The sequence below is a fragment of the Collinsella sp. AM40-7AC genome (assembly GCF_003468125.1).
In the GTDB taxonomy this organism is placed as follows: domain Bacteria; phylum Actinomycetota; class Coriobacteriia; order Coriobacteriales; family Coriobacteriaceae; genus Collinsella; species Collinsella aerofaciens_O.
In genome coordinates this window covers 116,339-132,906 of sequence record NZ_QSGK01000005.1, presented here as the reverse complement: position 1 = coordinate 132,906, position 16,568 = coordinate 116,339, and the positions used below count along the sequence as shown (strand labels likewise).

Genomic DNA, 16,568 nt, shown 5'->3' with positions numbered 1-16,568 from the left:
AAAGGCCCCGTCCCAAATTGGCTACTCGACGACGGTAAGGGAGAAATGATGCTCGAGAGTGGCAAATTGATGCCTTCGATTGATGCTTGGCTGCGCGAGGCCAAGGCCGATGCTTCGGCGGCAGGCTGTGGGATGTATCTGACGCATAACGGTGTGGTGCGCGCGACGCCCAAGGCTGAGGTGCGCGGAGTCGAGACCGATGGCGTGGCGCCTGGGCATAAGGTGGGCGGCATGGTGTTTGGCTTCGATGCTCAGAAGGTGCAGGCTGCTATCGAGGCGACGCGTGCGATGCCGGGTATCGGCTATGTGCGTGTGTGGCTGGCAAGCGGCGAGCTTGCCGTAGGTGACGACATCATGCTCGTGCTCATCGGCGGGGACATTCGCCCGCACGTGGTCGATGCGCTGCAGGCGCTCGTTGGCACCATTAAGAACGAATGCGTGAGTGAGGTCGAGCGCGAGGCGTAGAGGCTTGCGTCGATAGAAGGATCGTTTATAAAAATGCCCACCGGTACGTGTGATACCGGCGGGCATTTTGCGTTTTGGGCGCGGTGGGCGCTACACGCGCGTCGCATCCTTGGGGCTCATGGTCATGCTCTGGAAGCGGTTTTCCATGTACTCGTTATCGAAGTGCTCTCCGTAGAACTGTGCGACGGGAATGTCCGGCTCCGTGCCGTTAACGCGCTGGTACCAGTAGTCGAGCGACTGCAGCGTCATGACGCCGTCGACCAGCATGATAACGGTAAAGATGACGGTGGCCGAGTAGCGGCTCTTCCAGGGGATCTTGTTGATAAGCTTAAGCAGCCTCGGCAGCAGCAGCTTGATCCAGATGAGGCCGCCCAGGCCCCACAGGCAGGCGAAGCCCGTGCAGGTGCGTCCGCCCGTGAGGACCACGAGCGGATCGGGCAAACCGAACAGCGTTATGTGCGAGTAGCTCCACGAGACCACGCCAAACGCGGTCTGCATAAACCAGCCCACGAACACCTCAAAGCTGGCGCCGAGCAGGGCGCTCACCAGGAAAATGATGATGGGGTTCTTTTTGTAGAAGCGGTTAAGCACCATGGTCATGAGCACGGCGCCAAATCCGTAGATGGGGCTGAAGGGGCCAAACAGCATGCCGGCGCGGTTCTGATAGACGCCCGGGTCGTCGACCGTCATGTGCCAGATGTCCTCGGCGATCAGGCCGAGTATGCAGCAGACAAAGAACACCCAGAACAGGTTGAAGTAGTTGAGCTTGATGTAGCCCTCGCCGGTTTCATCGCGGCCGAGCATGCCCTCGGCGGCGGCGTCGCGGTCGAGCATCTCCTGCAGGCGGCGCTGCAGTTCGCGCTCCTGACGCAGCGTGGGGTCGACGGTTGCCGAAAGTGCAACAAGGATGCCGAGCTGGATCGCGGGACGCAGTAGGAAGGGCCCGATGCCCTGGAGCATCACGTCGACCAAAAGCTCGACGACGGTGAATGCAATAAGGATGTAGGACAGGCGGGCGGCGTTACGGCGCTGGTTTTTGATAAGGTCCAGGCCAAAGATGATTAGGATGACGGCACTTGCCGCAGAGAGCATGATGCCGGCGACGATAAGGCCGACTGCGACGAGCGTGTTATCGCCGAGCTTTTCGGTGGCGTTGCCGTTAACAAGTGCCGTGATGACCTGCCACATAAAGGCAGCGACTGACGGGAGCGTGCCCACGCCGGAAAGGATGCACAGGACGGCGTACACCTTAATGATGAGGGGGATCTTCTTGACCTCCGTGGCGCTGGGGACGCTGGGGTCGAGTTCGTTTCGATCCATACAGAACCTTTCTCGCTTTGTTGTAGGTTATAAGGATACGCCGCCGACCTGCCAAAAGACAGGACGAACGTCCCAATTGCAACTTTGTAATCCCCAACGGCGGACGCGGCGGCCATCTGGGGGCGCGGGCACTTACACTGGACAGACCGATAAAATGTTTGGCAACAAAACTGATTATTAGCTCGGTGGGCTTTTAAAAAGCGCTGTTCACGCGCGGGAGTGCTTGTCTTGCCGTGCGTATAATAAGGCGGGTAACGCCAAAAATACGAGGCTCTGAGGGGATACCATGTCTCAAGAAACCATCCGCGCGGCCGAGCGTGCCGCGGGACAGGTGAACACCATGTCGACGTATGATCCGGACTCCGACCAGCTGCATGAGGAATGTGGCATTTTCGGCGTATGGGCACCCGATCGCGACGTGGCTCGACTGACGTACTTTGGCCTGCGTGCGCTGCAGCACCGTGGCCAGGAATCGGCTGGAATCGCCGTGGGTGACGGCGGCACGGTTATGGTCCGCAAAGATCTGGGCCTGCTCGACCGCGTGTTCTCCAACGCCGACCTGTCGACGCTCTCCGGCCAGCTGGCCGTGGGTCATGTGCGCTACGGCACTGCCGGCGCCAAGAGCTGGGAAGCCTCTCAGCCGCACCTCTCTACCATCAATAGCGTCATTATCGCGCTCGCGCACAACGGCACCCTCGTCAACACCGACGAGCTGCGCCGTCAGCTGATCGAGCTGGGCGTGCCGTTCCTCTCCAATTCGGATTCCGAGGTCGCGACCAAGCTTATCGGCTACTTTACCCAGCGTACGGGCCACCTACGCGAGGGTATTCGCAAGACCATGGAGCTCGTGCGCGGCGGCTACGCCATGACGCTCATCAACGAGCAGGCGCTCTACGCATTCCGCGATCCACACGGCATTCGCCCGCTCGTGCTGGGCAAGCTGGTGGACGAGGGTCTGGACCAGGCCGATGCCGCAGCCGTTTCGCAGCTGCCGTCGCAGGACGGCGCCGCGACGGTCGACTCCGCCGTCCGTGTCACGCGCGCCGGCGGCTGGGTCGTTGCTTCCGAGACCTGCGCACTCGACATCGTGGGTGCCGAGTACGTCCGTGACGTCCGTCCCGGCGAGATCTTGCGCATCAGCGCCGAGGGCCTGGTATCCGAGCAGGGCGTGCCTGCAGCCGAAGAGCCCGCCAACTGCATCTTTGAGCAGGTCTACTTTGCCCGCCCCGACTCCATCATGAACGGCAAGAGCGTCTATGCCTGCCGTTACGACATGGGTCGTCAGCTGGCACATGAGGAGCCTGTCGAGGCCGACCTGGTCATCGGCGTGCCCGACTCCGGCCTGCCGCCTGCGGAGGGGTATTCGCACGAGAGCGGTATTCCCTTTGGCGAGGGCCTTATCAAGAACCGCTACGTGGGCCGTACGTTTATCGAGCCTACGCAGGAGTTGCGCGCCATGGGCGTGCGTATGAAACTCAACCCGCTGCGCGACAACATCGAGGGCAAGCGCCTGGTCGTCATCGACGACTCCATCGTGCGCGGCACCACCATGGTGCAGCTCGTCAAGATGCTGCGCAACGCCGGCGCCAAGGAGATTCATATCCGCATCAACTCGCCCGAGGTCATCTGGCCGTGCTTCTACGGTATCGATACCGACGTGCAGTCGCAGCTTATCAGCGCCAACAAGACGGTCGACGAGATTTGCGAGTATATCGGCGCCGATTCGCTGGCCTTCCTTTCGGTCGAGGGCCTGCTGAAGGTCATGCCCAAGGGCGGTTACTGCGATGCGTGCTTTACCGGCCGCTACCCCGTGGCGATTCCCGAGAGCTTTGGCCGCGACAAGTTTATGGAGGGCTTTAAGCCCCGCAACCTGGACAAGCCGCTGCACTTTGACGACGACGCCGTGATCGAGAAATACGACGACCGCAGCTGGGAAGAGGAGCACGGCGAGGCATAAAACCTGCCATATGGGGACAGGTTTATTTTGGTAGGTTTTACCTGCTGTTTTGTTGATATGACGGCGCGTGCTGTTATGGCGCGCGCCGAAATGAACGCAACTATGAGCACCGTTTGGCGCCCGTGCGGCGCCACTGTAGTGGGAGAGGAAGGCTCAGATGAGCGACAGCAAGCATGTGACGTACGAGGACGCCGGCGTCGACACCGCCGAGGGCGGCCGCGCCGTCGACGCGATTAAGCAGATGGTCAAGGACACTAACCGTTCCGAGGTTATCGGTGGCATCGGCGGCTTTGGCGGCCTGTTCTCGGCCGCCGCGCTCAAGGATATGGAAGACCCGATCCTGATTAGCGGTACCGACGGCGTGGGCACCAAGCTCGTGCTCGCCCAGATCATGGACCGTCACGAGACGGTTGGCCAGGACCTGGTCGCTATGTGCGTCAACGATATTCTGGCTTCGGGCGCCGAGCCGCTGTTCTTCCTGGACTACGTTGCCATCGGTCACATCGAGGCCGAGCACATGGCAAAGATTATCAAGGGTGTGGCCGACGGCTGCAAGCTTGCGGGCTGCGCGCTCGTGGGCGGTGAGATGGCCGAGCACCCGGGCGTCATGGCTCCTGCCGACTACGACCTTGCCGGATTTACCGTGGGCGTCGTCGACCGTCCCAAGATGCTCGACCCCGCAAACGTCCGCCCGGGCGATGTGATCCTGGGCCTGCCTTCCACCGGCGTGCACTCCAACGGCTACTCGCTCGTGCGTAAAGTCATTGGCGTCGACGGCGTTAAGCCGGGCACGCCCGAGGCCGTCGCTAAGGCCGAGGAGCTGAGCCGTCCGCTCGAGGAGCTCGGCGGTGCATCGCTGGCAGACGCTCTGTTGGCCCCCACGCGCATCTACGTCAAGCCGATCCTGGAGCTGCTGCGCGGCGGCGCCAACGTGCACGCCATCGCCCACATCACTGGCGGCGGTATTACCGAGAACCTCAACCGTGCGCTCGCCGATGACGTCGACGCCGTGGTCACCCGCAACGGTGCCGAGATGGGCTGGGACGTTCCGCCCGTCATCACCTACGTGTCGCGCCAGGCCGAGCTTGCGCCCAGCGAGGCATGCAAGACCTTCAACATGGGCGTCGGCCTGTGTCTGATCGTCGCCCCCGAGGACGAGGCCGCGGTTACCGAGGCACTGGTCGCGCTGGGCGAGAAGCCGTTCCGCGTGGGCGAGTGCGTCGAGGGTTCCGGTAAGGTCGTGTACTCCGATGAGCGTTAACGAGCAGATGACTGCCGCCGAGGGCCTGGGCTTTGTGCCCTACACCCGTCCGACCGGCACCGATACGGCCGAGCCGCTCAAGATCGGTGTGCTCATCAGCGGTTCGGGTACCAACCTGCAGGCGCTGATCGATCTGATTGTCGCCGGCAAGCTCAACGCTTCTATTGAGCTTGTGGTGTCGAGCCGTCCTTCGGCTAAGGGTTTGCAGCGCGCTGAGCGCGCGGGAATCCAGACGCTTACGCTGTCCAAGGATGTCTATGCCGACCCTATTGCCGCCGACGAGATCATCGCGCACGAGCTGCTCGAGCGCGGCTGCGAGTATGTGGTCATGGCCGGCTACATGCGCATGGTGCGCACGCCTCTGCTGGCGGCGTTTCCCAACCGCGTGGTAAACCTGCATCCGGCGCTGCTGCCGAGCTTTACCGGCGCGCACGCGATTGACGATGCCTTCGCGCGTGGCGTCAAGGTAACTGGCGTGACCGTGCATTTTGCCAACGAGGTCTACGACAACGGTCCCATCATCGCCCAGCGTGCGCTGGCTGTTGAGGAGGGCTGGGATGTCGACACGCTCGAGGAGCACATCCATGCGATTGAGCACGTGCTGTATCCCGAGGTCGTGCAAATGCTCGCCGACGGCCGCGTTCACGTGCTGGAGAGCGGCAAGGTGGCAGTTGACCCGGCGCGCTAGTCGCTTGAAAAAGGGTCTCCTTGGTTTCCTTGAGATGTGAAAGCTTCATCAGAACCAAGAAATCTGATAGGGCCTCGTCCGTGTGCGGGCGGGGCCCTTTTGCGTGGCCTTTCATGTTTGCTATACTGCTAGCAGATAGAGAGGAGCCGCTATGGGTACAGCAACGGTGCAGCTCAACACGCGAATCGATCCTATGCTCAAGGCTGGTGGCGACGCGGTCCTAACTCGCAATGGATTGGGGGCGAGCGATGCTATTCGTGCGCTTTGGGTCTATCTTGTCGAGCATCAAACGTTGCCGGGATTTATGGTAGCGGATAAGCGCGAGGCGCCCCGTGCGGAGAGCCTGGCCGAGCAGGGGTGTGGCCTAGCTTTTTCCTCGTTGGGGCTAAGCGCTTCGGATTTTGCGCCAGGTGGATCATCTGCGGAAGACTGGGATGCCGTACGAGATGATATGTATGACGCGATGATTGCCGACATCGAGGCGAATTGCCGATGATCGAGGCAAAACGCCTGCTTGTAGATACGAACGTTTGGCTCGATTATTACCTGCAAGAGGGGGCATTCGATGAAGCGAAGAGATTGGTTGAACTGGCCGAGGCGGGAAAGGTCGACCTTCTTTATGCGCCCACGACGGCAAAGGATGTGTTCTACATTTTGCCTCGGCGTCTAGCCCGGCGGAATGCGAACGGGATTAGCGTGTCGTTTGCCTCGGCGTCATGGGCCTGCATCGAGCATATGATGCAGGTAGCAACGGCCTCTCCACTTTCGTTGGCAGAGTGCGAGATGGCACGCATGCTTGGCAAGCGTATGCCGGATCTTGAAGACAACCTCATCATTGCTTCGGGCGAGACGGCAGATGTTGACTACGTGGTCACGAGCGACCGGCGCATGTTGGAGGCGATGCCCGAGGTTTGCCTGACGCCCGCGCGTGCACTCGAGATGATTGGGATCCTCGACTAACCTTGTCTGTCTGGTTTCGCTATCATATGGGGCAATGTGAACCCCATGCAACTTTGGAGGACGGTATGGCGGATAACGCCGAGGCGCTTTTCTCGCCTGAGCTGGTGTTTTTTGATTGGGAGTGTGCGACGCCGGATGAGGTGTTCGCGCGGCTTGAGGGCGAGCTTGCCCCGCGCGGCTACATTGCGTCCGGCTGGCTCGACGCCGTTCGCTCGCGCGAGGATGCCTATCCCACGGGTCTTGCCATGCCGGCGGCAAACATTGCCATTCCGCATACCGATCCGGGGTTTGTGGCCAAGCCCTATATCGCGGTGGTGAAGCCCGCCGCGCCCGTGATATTTAACGCTATGGCTGGCATGGGCGCTCCGGTGCCGGCGCAGATCGTCATCAACCTGGGCATTGCCGAGCCGGGCGGCCAGGTCGAGGCCCTGCAGGCGCTCATGAATATCTTTATGGACGCCGATGCCGCAGCCGACGTGCTCGGCCAGACCACGCCCCAGGGCATGGTCGACGCCATCCGCCGTCACTTCTAAGGTGGGGCTAAACCGGCACCTAGGGACGTTCCTTATGTGCCGGCACTTGGGGACTGTCCCTAACTGTCGGCAGAAAAGGAACGTCCCTAACTGCCGGCTGCCAGAGCTGTCCCCTTTGCACCAAAATGGTGCAGATTAACCTGTCCCCAATGCACCAAGCGTGCCGCGGGGGCTGCGTTGTGACACAATGGCGTTTGTTCGATTCGTTATGCGAAAGGCCAACTATGGCAAATAAGAAAAAGAACCTCGCACCCGAGCCGACGCCCGAGCAGCAGGCTCGCGCCGCCTCCAGCTCTCGCAAGAAGCAGCGCAAGACCCGCGTGTCCAAGACCGTCAAGATCGTTCTGGTGGTCATCGGCGTGCTGGCAATGCTGCTTTCCGTCTCGGCCATGGCGTGCTCCGGCCTGATGTCGCAGGCAGAGGATACCTCGGGCTACAAGCTTACCGGCGGTGTAGCTGCCACTATCAACGGCACCAACCTCACCGAGGACACCGTGACCAAGCAGATCATGAGCATGCGCACGTCCTACGGCTACACCAAGGACAAGGACTGGGCACAGTATCTGGTCGACAACGACCTCACGCCCAAGAAGTACCGCAAGCAACTCATCGACTCCTACACGCAGCAGATTCTGCTTCAACAGGCACAGAAGGAGAACGGCGTGACGGTGTCGGACGAGGAGGTCGAGAAGGCTTGGAAGGACGCGTGCAAGAGCGCGGGCGGTGCCAAGGCCTTTAAGAAGACCCTTAAGACCTACGGCTACACCGAGGACACCTACAAGGACTCGCTCAAGGAGAGCCTGGCGCAGCAAAAGCTTAAGGATGCGGTAGCGCCCACAAGCAAGCCCAAGGACAGCGAGATTGTCGATTACATCAACGAGAACCTGTCCAACTACAATGACGCCCGTCGCTCGTCGAACATCCTGATCAAGGTTGATTCCGACGCTTCCGACGAGGACAAGGCTGCCGCCAAGGCCAAGGCGCAGGAGTGCCTGGACAAGATCAACTCCGGTGAGCTGAGCTTTGAGGATGCCGTTGAACAGTACTCCGAGGACACCGGTTCCAAGGAGAAGAAGGGCGATGTGGGCTGGGATAAGCTCACCACCTTTGTCGACAGCTACCAGACGGCGCTCGAGGGGCTCAACAAGGGCGACGTGAGCGAAGTCGTCGAGTCGACCTATGGCTACCACATCATCAAGTGCACCGACTACTTCCATGTCGATAATCAGGTTGATGACATCAACCAGGTGCCCAAGGACATCAAGAAGTACGTTTCCAACGTGGTGAAGACGCAGGCGGCCAGTACTGCATACAGCGAGTGGCTGGAGCAGTACAAGAAAGACGCCGACATTACCGTCAACCCCATGCCCAAGGATGTGCCCTACAACGTGAGCCTGAAGGGCGTCACCAAGAGCTCGACCGACGATTCGTCGACGACTGAGTAATCATGGGGCGGTGCTCGCGCGAGTGCCGCCCACGCTATTAGAGAGGATTTGCAGATGACCAACGAAGAGCTGCAGAAGGAAATGATCGCGGCCATGAAGGCTAAGGACAAGGTTCGCCTGTCCATCATTCGCCAGGTCAAGGCCGAGGTGAAGAATATCGAGGTCAATGAGCGCCGCGATGTGACCGAGGAAGACGTCAACAGCATGATCAAGCGTCTGATTAAGCAGACGAGCGAGACGCTGGAGATGTCCATCAAGGCCGGCACCGACCAAGAGCGTACCGACAACCTGACCGAGCAGGTCAAGATTCTGGAGAGCCTTCTGCCCGCGCAGGTTTCGGGCGAGGAGCTCGAGGCCCTGATCGAGCAGGTCATCGCCGAGCTGGGCGCCACGTCCAAGAAGCAGATGGGCCAGGTCATGGGCGCTCTGGGTAAGGCCACTGGCGGCAACTTCGACAAGCCTGCCGCGGCCAAGATCGTCGGAGCCAAACTCGCGTAATTTGTTACGCGGTTTTACCAAACCGCGTAACGGCTCGACGCTGCAAACCCGTACACGCGGCAATCTGACGTTCAATTTCAAGGGCGCGACCATAAGGTCTGCGCCCTTTCATTTCACGTCACCTTGCTCGCGTGTACGGGTTTTCGCTGACTTATGCTCAACAAGGGCGGTTGAGCGCTCATTGGGGACAGACTTAAATGAGTGCCCAATGAGCAGGTACTCATTTAAGTCTGTCCCCAATGAGTGCCAACGAGCAGGTGGAAGATTGCGGGTTCTTTACGGGAATGTAGTGTGGGCTGCGGAAACGTGGTTCTTTCCGTACAATAGTTCAACTCGTGTAAACGCAGGGAAGGGACATTCATGGCAGACATGATCGAGATTAAGCATCTCAACAAGTACTTTGGCGACCTGCATGTGCTCAAAGATATCAACCTCACCGTCAAGCGCGGCGAGAAGCTCGTAATGATCGGGCCCTCTGGTTCGGGTAAGTCGACGCTCATCCGCTGCGTCGATTATCTTGAGGAGCCCACGTCGGGCGAGGTCATTATCGACGGCACGCCGCTTACCAAGAAGAATCACCTGGAGATGGCTCGCAAGTACAGCTCCATGGTGTTTCAACAGTTCAACCTGTATCCCAACATGACGGTGCTTGGCAACCTGACGCTCGCGCCCATCAAGCTGCAAAAGAAGAGCAAGGAGGAGGCGACCGAGATCGCCATCGCAGCGCTCAAGCGCGTCGGCATGGCGCATAAGGCCGGCGAGTATCCGCAGAATCTCTCGGGCGGCCAGCAGCAGCGCATCGCCATCGCCCGTGCCCTGTGCACTAAGCAGCCCATCATCCTGTTTGACGAGCCGACCTCGGCACTCGACCCCGAGATGGTGCAGGAAGTCCTGGACGTTATGATTGAGCTCGCGCAGGAGGACATCACCATGATCTGCGTGACGCACGAGATGGGCTTTGCGCGCCAGGTGGCCGACCGCGTCATCTTTATGGAGGACGGCCGCATCCTTGAGGAGGGCACGCCCGAGCACTTCTTCGATAGCCCCGAGAACCCGCGCTGCCGCGAGTTCCTGTCCAAGATTCTGCACTAGGCGCGGTGATGGACATGACGGATATGACGAGGGCGGCCGTGTCGCGCCGTCACTTTTTGCAGCTGGCGGGCGCTGGCATGCTCGCGCTGACGGGGACTGCGCTCACCGGTTGCGGCAACTCCACCAGCGGCGAGGCCTCCGACAAGGGGTCCAAGCTTGCGGCCATCAAGTCGCGTGGCCACCTGAACGCCGGCGTCAAGAAAGACGTTCCCGGCTACGGTTATTACGACACCGCCAAGGGTCGCTTTGAGGGCATGGAAGTCGATTTGTGCTACCAAATCGCCGCTGCCGTCTTTGGCGTGAGCTACAAGGAGGCCCGCGCCCAGGAGCTGGTCGAGTTTACCGATGTAACGCCCAAGACGCGCGGCCCGCTGATCGATAACGGCCAGCTCGACGTGGTCGCGGCAACCTACACCATCACCGACGAGCGCAAGAAGAGCTGGGATTTCTCGACGCCGTATCGCACCGACTACGTGGGACTCATGGTCAAGAAGCGTTCGGGTTTTACCTCGATTGAGGACCTGGACGGCAAGGTCATCGGCGTGAGCCAGGGTGCCACCACGCAGGGCCTGATCGAGCAGATGATCAAGGACAACGGCTTTACCTGTAAGCCCGAGTTTAGGGCCTTTAGCGGCTACCCCATCATCAAGAGTTCGCTCGACGCCGGCAATATCGACGTCTTTGCCATGGACCGCTCCACGCTGGCCGGCTATATGAACGAGACCGTCGAGCTGCTGCAGCCCGAGGTCAAGTTTGGCGAGCAGGGCTACGGCGTGGCGACCAAGAAGGACTGCGACCTTTCGGCCGTGGTCGATCAGGTGATTTGCGATCGCCTGGCCGATGGCTGGCTCGACCAAGAGGTCAAGACCTGGGGTCTTGTATAGGCGCATCGTCCAAGGAAGGAATCAAATGCTCGAAGGATTATTTGACGCCGACCGTTGGTCGACGACATTTCAAAACATGGGGCCCTTCTGGGAGGGCTTTGGCGTGACGCTGCAAGTGGTCGTTGCCGGCCTGCTGCTGTCGCTGGTGCTGGGCACGCTGCTGGGCGTGTTCTCTACCACTCGCTCGCGCGTGCTGCGCGCCATAAGCCGCGTGTACGTGGAGTTTTACCAGAACACCCCGTTGCCCGTGCAGGTGCTCTTTATGTACATGGCCGGTCCGCAGTTTTTGCAGGCCATAACCGGTGCCGACCAGCCGGTGCGCATTGCGCCGTTCGTGCTGGGCTTCTTGGGTGTGGGCCTGTATCACGCGGCCTACATTTCCGAGGTCATCCGCACCGGTATCGAGGCGGTTCCGCGCGGTCAGATGGAGGCGGCCCAGAGCCAGGGCTTCACCCGTGCGCAGGCCTACTGGTACATCGTGCTGCCCCAGACGTTCAAGATCATTCTGCCGCCGCTGTGTAACCAGGCACTCAACCTAGTCAAGAACACGTCGGTGCTGGCGCTTGTGGCCGGCGGCGACCTTATGTACCGTTCCGACAACTTTGTGAGTCTGTACGGGTACCTGCAGGGATACATCGTCTGCTGCCTTATGTATTTCATCATCTGCTTTCCGCTCGCCATGCTGGTGCAGTGGCTCGAGCGCCGCTCCAAGGAGCGTCCGCGCGGCGTGAGCCTGGCCGAGCTGGGACTCGACAACGTAGAGGAGGCCTAGCGCATGGAAATCTTCAACGCGACCAACCTGCTCTACATTTGGGGCGGCTTTGTTAAGACCATTGAGATCTCGGTACTGTCGATCTTTTTCTCGCTCATCTTTGGCACGGTGCTGGCGCTCGTTAAGAGCTATGCGCCCCGTCCGTTCCGTATTTTGGTGAGCGCCTATATCGAGCTGTTCCGCTGCACGCCGAACCTGCTGTGGATCCTGTTTATCTACTTTACGGTGCAGGGTTTGGACATTGTGATTTCGACCATCGCCTTTACGCTGTTTACCAGCGCTGTTATGGCCGAGATTGTGCGCGGCGGCCTCAACTCGATTCCGCGCGGCCAGTTTGAGGCAGCGCAGAGCCAGGGCTTTGGCTTCTTTGCCACCATGCGCTACATCATTCTGCCGCAGACGTTTAAGACAATCATCCCGGCGCTGTTTAGCCAGTGCACGACCGTCATCAAGGACAGCTCGTATCTTTCGGGCATTAACGTGGCCGAGCTCATGTACACGGCAAATGTTGTGATGGCCCACGCGATCGATCTGTCGCAGGTGCTTATGCTCTACGGCCTGGTGTTTGCGATGTACTTTGTGCTCAACTTTGGTATCTCGCTGCTGGTGAGGGCATATCAGAGGCGAATGGTGGCAGCGTAGAATGTGGCAAAGGGACAGCCCCTTTGTCACATAGAGAAAGGAATCGCGATGAGCGATCTGGAGAATAAGAAGAATCCTGTGGTCATTTCCATCGCGCGCGACTTTGGCGCCGAGGGCCACGAGATTGGTCGCATGCTTGCCGACGAGTTGGGGATTCCGCTGTATGACAACGAGCTGCTGGTGCGTGCGTCGCTGCGCGCGGGCGAGTCGCTCGATAAGATGGCCGCCTACGACGAGCGTCTGGCTGTGGAGAACATGGCGTTTCTGCCCGACCGCTACGATGCGCGTTCGTACTCGGATAAGTTGTTCCAAAAGATGAGCCAGGTGATCTTGGACCTGGGCGAGACCGAGAGCTGCATTATCGAGGGTCGTCTGTCCGATTATCTGCTGCGTAACAACCCCAACCACATTGCTGTGTTGGTGACCGCACCCTTTGAGGATCGCGTCGAGATTGTGCGCAAGAAGCGTGGCCTTAACAAAAAGAAGGGCGCCAAGCTGGTCAAGCAGCAGCAGAAGGCGCGCGAGGCGTTCTATAAGCGCTATAGCGCCGGCAAGTGGAAGATGACGAGCGGTAAGGACATCGTCGTCAACCGCGCCAAGCTGGGCCGCGAGGGCTGCAAAGACGTTATCGCCGCTGCCTACCGCTACAAAGTAGCGCAGCTCGAAGACTAACCGACCAAACCACCACAAGGGGGACACGGGCACCTTTGTGGTGGTTTTTGTTTTAGGCCGAGGGAAAGGCCTTGGTGAGACCGGCGCGCGTCTGCGTGTCGGTCTTTTGATAAATGGAGCTCAGGTGGCGCTGTACCATGCGCATCGAGATGCCGAGCTCCTCGGCGATCTGCTTGAGCGGGCGTTCATCCTGGGTCACGGCTATGAGCACGTCGACTTCGCGCGGGGTGAGAGCGTGGTTGACGATGAAGACCTGACGCTGCTCCTCGATACTCGGTGCTGCCAGTGCCTCCTCGGCAAGCTGTTGATGTTCGCGCTCCTGCTCGGTTTGGGGCAGGCGGAACAAGCCGGCTGCCACGAATGCTGCGCAGGCGGCGACGAGAAGCACGACCGCGCCAATCATGATGAGGGCGACGTTGCCAGAGGTCACAAGCGCAAGCGAGACGCCCGACGTGGTGAACGCGCACACGTTATTGGCCGCACGGCCCATGCCGGCCCAGAAGGCGGGCACGTGCATGCGCGGTGCCAGCTGAGTAAACGTGGCGGTAAAGAACGTGACGAAAAAGCCCGAGCTCAGGTAAAAGACGACAAGGCCCAGGTTGGGATCGGCGCCGGCTTCCACGGCCAGGATGGAAATGGTCGAGAGCACGGCGATGCCGAGCATGACAAGTCCCATGTATCGGCGCTCGGCAAGATCAAAGATAATGCCGGCGGCAAGGCCGCTCGCCGCCAAAAAGAGGCGCGGCCATGTTTGCACGGCAATGGTGCCGTGGGCGTTGGGGAGCGTGACCACGTTGTCGAGGGTCGAGAACAAGCAGGCAAGAATCAGGACGAGCGCGATGCTCCAACACGCCTGCTTGGCAAGGGCGTGCGATGGCTCAACAAAGGGATTGATGGCGGGGCTGGAGCTCTCGGCAGCCTTTTGGGGAACGACGCTGAGGGCAGAGATGGCGATCGTTGCCGCGCCAAGAATGATGAGCTCGACGATGCCACCGCAATTGAGCAGGTTGATGGCGAACTGCATCAGGATGCCCGCGGCATAGGCTGCTCCCGCACCGGTGGCGAGCTTGGGATCGTCTTGGAATGTCGTTGCGAAGGCATGGTGTGCCGCGCCGCCCAGTAGGCCGAGTCCGAGGAATGCGAGGCATCCCAGGATCTCGAGCGCAAGCGGGCTCGTGGGGGACTGAATCTGAGTCAACCCCAAGATGGCGATGGGGACGGCGGCGCTGACAACTGCCTGAGGCCGGCCTTTGCGCTGTGCGAGCCCGAGCAGCGGCGCATATCCGATAAAGCCGATCACGCTGGCGTCCAGGATAAAGCCCTGTGCGAGCACAACGCGTTCGGCACCGGTGAGTAGCCCGACATTGATGTCGAATCGAAACTCGGCGGCAAGAAAGACAAAGGTAAAGAGCGCAAGTGCCAGAAGCGCGTTGATTTTAGGCTTACTCAGGTTCAAGGACGGTCCTTTGGGTGGACGGAACAATCGTGCCCTCGATTGTAGACCATGACGGTAGGGGGCAGGCCTTTCGTGGGGGGCGGGGTGCGCTTGCCAATTGCATGCTCGTTGCCTTTTGCGCTGGCAGGTGCGCCACATGAGAATTTGTGTCCCAGGATCCGGATATCTTCCCGTAACATGGTGTTATAGAAGCACCCCTTACGACAAGGAGGCTCACATGCGAAAGCAAATCCATGACAACCCAATCGACCACGGCTGCTCGTGCGCGCTCTCTCATGGAACGTGGCGTCGCGTGGGCGCCAAGCTTGCCTGCGCGGGGGCTTGCGCGCTCATGGCCGGCCAGCTGCTGCTGCCGAGCGTGGCGCTCGCCGCCGACTGGGTCAACGTGGGCGGCACGCAGTACGACGCGGGCACTGCCGCCGGCGACGATGCGGGAACCTGGTCCTGGGATGGCGCTAACGACATGAAGCTCAACGGCTACGACGGTACCGGCATCAGCGCTCAGGGCAACCTCACCATCGATGTGGCGGGCACCAACACCATCACGGCCGATGCCGGTCAGAGCGCTATTGCTGCCAAGAACGGCAACCTTGCCATTACCGGCGACGGCACCCTTAATGCGACGGCCCAGACCGATGTGATTGCGGCGGAAGGCGACGGCAATGCGGGTGGCGATGTGACCATCAGCGGCGCCAACGTCAACGTGACGGCTTCGGGCGCAGTGAACAGTGCGACGGGCATTCGCGCGACGGCCGGCAGCGTGACGATCGATAAGGGCGCCGATGTCAAAATCGAGGCAAAATCGGCGGAAGGATCTTGGCGTCCAACGGTGGGCACCTACGGTATCTTTGCCGATAACCTTCCCAGTAGACACGCTGCTCAGGAAGGCGAGCAGGAAGAACCGGATTATGTCTCCGTGCACGGGGGCGACGTCACGATCGATGCCGCCAACCTGTCGATCAAGACAGCCGATGCCTGGCAGGTTTCCGTGTGCATCAATACGGTCGGTATCAAAAAGAATACCCTCATGAAAATCGTCAACAGAGCCGATGTCGCGCTTTCCGCCGGCAGTGCGGCTTCGCTCTCGGCGGGCATCAGCGCGCGTTCGCAAAGCGGTGCGGTGTGGATGCTTGTCGAGGAGTCGAATCTTACGTCTCGAAGCCTGTCTGCTGCAAACGGCATCGATGCCGTCCGCAATCAAAGTTTTGGAATCATGGCAGAGGCAAACACCGGGTCGGAAACGCCTCGTATCAAGATTCGCAAATCGAAGATTGAGGCCTCGGGCGCGACTGCGGGAATCTATGCGATCAACTGCAACGACGCGACTGCGACGCTGTTCCGTGCCGCGATGATCGATTTACGAGGAAACGCGATGATTACGACTCCGACGGACGGTGCCGTGCGCGATGTGAAAAAGGTTGTCGATACGGGGAAATGGCCGAGCTCCCAGAACGGGCAGGTCGTCGGTGTTGCCGGTTCGTCTGCCATTACGGATATCGTCGGTTCTGCTGAGGTCGCCCATGATGTAGTGATTGATTTTGGAGACGGACAGGAGCCGGAGCCGACGCCCGATCCAGAGCCGACGCCGGAGCCCGATCCCGACCCCATACCCAATCCCGAGCAGAAGCCTGGCCTCAAGTCCGTAGACAAGGACGTAAAGACCGCCACGGCGGTCACCAAGACCGTTACGACCAAGACTGCCGCCGGCGCCAAAAACGCTTCCGGTGTTCTGGCTGCCACAGGCGACAACGCTGCGATGGCGGCGGCAGCCCTCGGCATTGCCGGTGCGTCCGTCATCGGCGCCGGCTTCGTCGCGTCCAAGCGCCGCAGCAGCTAGCATTAGCTTTCACAGCCATTTTTATCCGCTGTGTGGGCATAAGTGTCTTCGCGGCAGCTTTTTGTATTTTCGTAGGTAACAGCCTG

At 60.2% G+C, this 16,568-nt stretch carries 17 protein-coding genes; 15 read left to right on the top strand and 2 right to left on the bottom strand.

From position 1 onward, the window contains the following. Positions 1–45: 45 nt before the first annotated feature. A complete protein-coding gene (locus tag DW892_RS05790; RefSeq protein ID WP_233504102.1) occupies positions 46–465 on the top strand; it encodes a molybdenum cofactor biosynthesis protein MoaE in 420 nt (139 codons plus the stop codon). A 90-nt stretch (positions 466–555) separates the two neighbouring features. Here DW892_RS05790 and DW892_RS05785 read toward each other — a convergent pair whose 3' ends face one another. After that, a complete protein-coding gene (locus tag DW892_RS05785; protein ID WP_117564037.1) occupies positions 556–1,785 on the bottom strand; it encodes a putative ABC transporter permease in 1,230 nt (409 codons plus the stop codon). A 286-nt stretch (positions 1,786–2,071) separates the two neighbouring features. Between DW892_RS05785 and purF the strand changes: the two genes are divergently transcribed. The 13 genes from purF to DW892_RS05720 all read left to right on the top strand — a co-directional run bounded on the left by purF (position 2,072) and on the right by DW892_RS05720 (position 13,189). Then, the gene (gene purF, locus DW892_RS05780; RefSeq protein ID WP_117564038.1) at positions 2,072–3,742 is read left to right on the top strand and encodes an amidophosphoribosyltransferase; all 1,671 of its coding nucleotides are present in this window, start codon (positions 2,072–2,074) and stop codon (positions 3,740–3,742) included. A 157-nt stretch (positions 3,743–3,899) separates the two neighbouring features. Further along, positions 3,900–5,003 (top strand): phosphoribosylformylglycinamidine cyclo-ligase, encoded by a 1,104-nt coding sequence (purM, locus tag DW892_RS05775; RefSeq protein ID WP_117766327.1) that lies wholly within the window; start codon positions 3,900–3,902, stop codon positions 5,001–5,003. After that, positions 4,993–5,691, top strand: a complete 699-nt coding sequence (gene purN / locus DW892_RS05770; protein ID WP_117766325.1) for a phosphoribosylglycinamide formyltransferase — start codon at positions 4,993–4,995, stop codon at positions 5,689–5,691. The genes purM and purN overlap by 11 nt, the downstream gene beginning before the upstream one ends. Before the next feature lie 151 nt (positions 5,692–5,842). After that, positions 5,843–6,187 (top strand): type II toxin-antitoxin system RelB/DinJ family antitoxin, encoded by a 345-nt coding sequence (locus tag DW892_RS05765; RefSeq protein ID WP_117629795.1) that lies wholly within the window; start codon positions 5,843–5,845, stop codon positions 6,185–6,187. Further along, on the top strand, positions 6,184–6,651 hold the full coding sequence (locus tag DW892_RS05760) for a PIN domain-containing protein (protein ID WP_199577687.1): 468 nt from the start codon (positions 6,184–6,186) through the stop codon (positions 6,649–6,651). The genes DW892_RS05765 and DW892_RS05760 overlap by 4 nt, the downstream gene beginning before the upstream one ends. 65 nt (positions 6,652–6,716) lie before the next feature. Then, entirely contained in the window at positions 6,717–7,184 is a 468-nt protein-coding gene (locus DW892_RS05755; RefSeq protein WP_117766323.1) for a PTS sugar transporter subunit IIA, read from the top strand. A 224-nt stretch (positions 7,185–7,408) separates the two neighbouring features. Further along, positions 7,409–8,629: a peptidylprolyl isomerase gene (locus DW892_RS05750; protein ID WP_117766321.1), complete on the top strand. Its 1,221-nt coding sequence runs from the start codon at positions 7,409–7,411 to the stop codon at positions 8,627–8,629. A 54-nt stretch (positions 8,630–8,683) separates the two neighbouring features. Beyond that, positions 8,684–9,127 (top strand): GatB/YqeY domain-containing protein, encoded by a 444-nt coding sequence (locus tag DW892_RS05745; RefSeq protein ID WP_006235801.1) that lies wholly within the window; start codon positions 8,684–8,686, stop codon positions 9,125–9,127. Between the two features lie 360 nt (positions 9,128–9,487). Beyond that, positions 9,488–10,219: an amino acid ABC transporter ATP-binding protein gene (locus tag DW892_RS05740; RefSeq protein ID WP_117766319.1), complete on the top strand. Its 732-nt coding sequence runs from the start codon at positions 9,488–9,490 to the stop codon at positions 10,217–10,219. An 8-nt stretch (positions 10,220–10,227) separates the two neighbouring features. Then, complete coding sequence (locus DW892_RS05735; protein ID WP_117766317.1) at positions 10,228–11,103, top strand: transporter substrate-binding domain-containing protein; 876 nt, start codon at positions 10,228–10,230, stop codon at positions 11,101–11,103. A 25-nt stretch (positions 11,104–11,128) separates the two neighbouring features. After that, positions 11,129–11,875 (top strand): amino acid ABC transporter permease, encoded by a 747-nt coding sequence (locus tag DW892_RS05730; protein WP_035136546.1) that lies wholly within the window; start codon positions 11,129–11,131, stop codon positions 11,873–11,875. Between the two features lie 3 nt (positions 11,876–11,878). Beyond that, a complete protein-coding gene (locus DW892_RS05725) occupies positions 11,879–12,517 on the top strand; it encodes an amino acid ABC transporter permease (RefSeq protein ID WP_035136551.1) in 639 nt (212 codons plus the stop codon). A 48-nt stretch (positions 12,518–12,565) separates the two neighbouring features. Beyond that, entirely contained in the window at positions 12,566–13,189 is a 624-nt protein-coding gene (locus DW892_RS05720; RefSeq protein ID WP_117766315.1) for an AAA family ATPase, read from the top strand. 52 nt (positions 13,190–13,241) lie between these two features. Here DW892_RS05720 and DW892_RS10495 read toward each other — a convergent pair whose 3' ends face one another. Then, the gene (locus DW892_RS10495; RefSeq protein ID WP_199577685.1) at positions 13,242–14,645 is read right to left on the bottom strand and encodes a helix-turn-helix transcriptional regulator; all 1,404 of its coding nucleotides are present in this window, start codon (positions 14,643–14,645) and stop codon (positions 13,242–13,244) included. A gap of 217 nt (positions 14,646–14,862) precedes the next feature. On the opposite strand from DW892_RS10495, the gene DW892_RS05710 reads away from it, so the two are divergent. Then, positions 14,863–16,482 carry an LPXTG cell wall anchor domain-containing protein gene (locus tag DW892_RS05710; RefSeq protein ID WP_117766313.1) on the top strand — a complete coding sequence of 540 codons (1,620 nt, stop codon included), beginning with the start codon at positions 14,863–14,865 and terminating at the stop codon, positions 16,480–16,482. Positions 16,483–16,568: the final 86 nt, after the last annotated feature.

Excerpts from the sequence above, each read along its gene's own strand:
- purF (WP_117564038.1), top strand. The coding sequence starts at position 2,072 with ATGTCTCAAGAAACCATCCGCGCGGCCGAGCGTGCCGCGGGACAGGTG.
- DW892_RS05790 (WP_233504102.1), top strand. The coding sequence starts at position 46 with ATGATGCTCGAGAGTGGCAAATTGATGCCTTCGATTGATGCTTGGCTG.
- DW892_RS05750 (WP_117766321.1), top strand. The coding sequence starts at position 7,409 with ATGGCAAATAAGAAAAAGAACCTCGCACCCGAGCCGACGCCCGAGCAG.
- DW892_RS05785 (WP_117564037.1), bottom strand. The coding sequence starts at position 1,785 with ATGGATCGAAACGAACTCGACCCCAGCGTCCCCAGCGCCACGGAGGTC.
- DW892_RS05720 (WP_117766315.1), top strand. The coding sequence starts at position 12,566 with ATGAGCGATCTGGAGAATAAGAAGAATCCTGTGGTCATTTCCATCGCG.
- DW892_RS05755 (WP_117766323.1), top strand. The coding sequence starts at position 6,717 with ATGGCGGATAACGCCGAGGCGCTTTTCTCGCCTGAGCTGGTGTTTTTT.
- DW892_RS05745 (WP_006235801.1), top strand. The coding sequence starts at position 8,684 with ATGACCAACGAAGAGCTGCAGAAGGAAATGATCGCGGCCATGAAGGCT.
- purM (WP_117766327.1), top strand. The coding sequence starts at position 3,900 with ATGAGCGACAGCAAGCATGTGACGTACGAGGACGCCGGCGTCGACACC.
- DW892_RS05725 (WP_035136551.1), top strand. The coding sequence starts at position 11,879 with ATGGAAATCTTCAACGCGACCAACCTGCTCTACATTTGGGGCGGCTTT.
- DW892_RS05710 (WP_117766313.1), top strand. The coding sequence starts at position 14,863 with ATGCGAAAGCAAATCCATGACAACCCAATCGACCACGGCTGCTCGTGC.
- purN (WP_117766325.1), top strand. The coding sequence starts at position 4,993 with ATGAGCGTTAACGAGCAGATGACTGCCGCCGAGGGCCTGGGCTTTGTG.
- DW892_RS05740 (WP_117766319.1), top strand. The coding sequence starts at position 9,488 with ATGGCAGACATGATCGAGATTAAGCATCTCAACAAGTACTTTGGCGAC.
- DW892_RS05765 (WP_117629795.1), top strand. The coding sequence starts at position 5,843 with ATGGGTACAGCAACGGTGCAGCTCAACACGCGAATCGATCCTATGCTC.
- DW892_RS05730 (WP_035136546.1), top strand. The coding sequence starts at position 11,129 with ATGCTCGAAGGATTATTTGACGCCGACCGTTGGTCGACGACATTTCAA.
- DW892_RS05760 (WP_199577687.1), top strand. The coding sequence starts at position 6,184 with ATGATCGAGGCAAAACGCCTGCTTGTAGATACGAACGTTTGGCTCGAT.
- DW892_RS05735 (WP_117766317.1), top strand. The coding sequence starts at position 10,228 with ATGGACATGACGGATATGACGAGGGCGGCCGTGTCGCGCCGTCACTTT.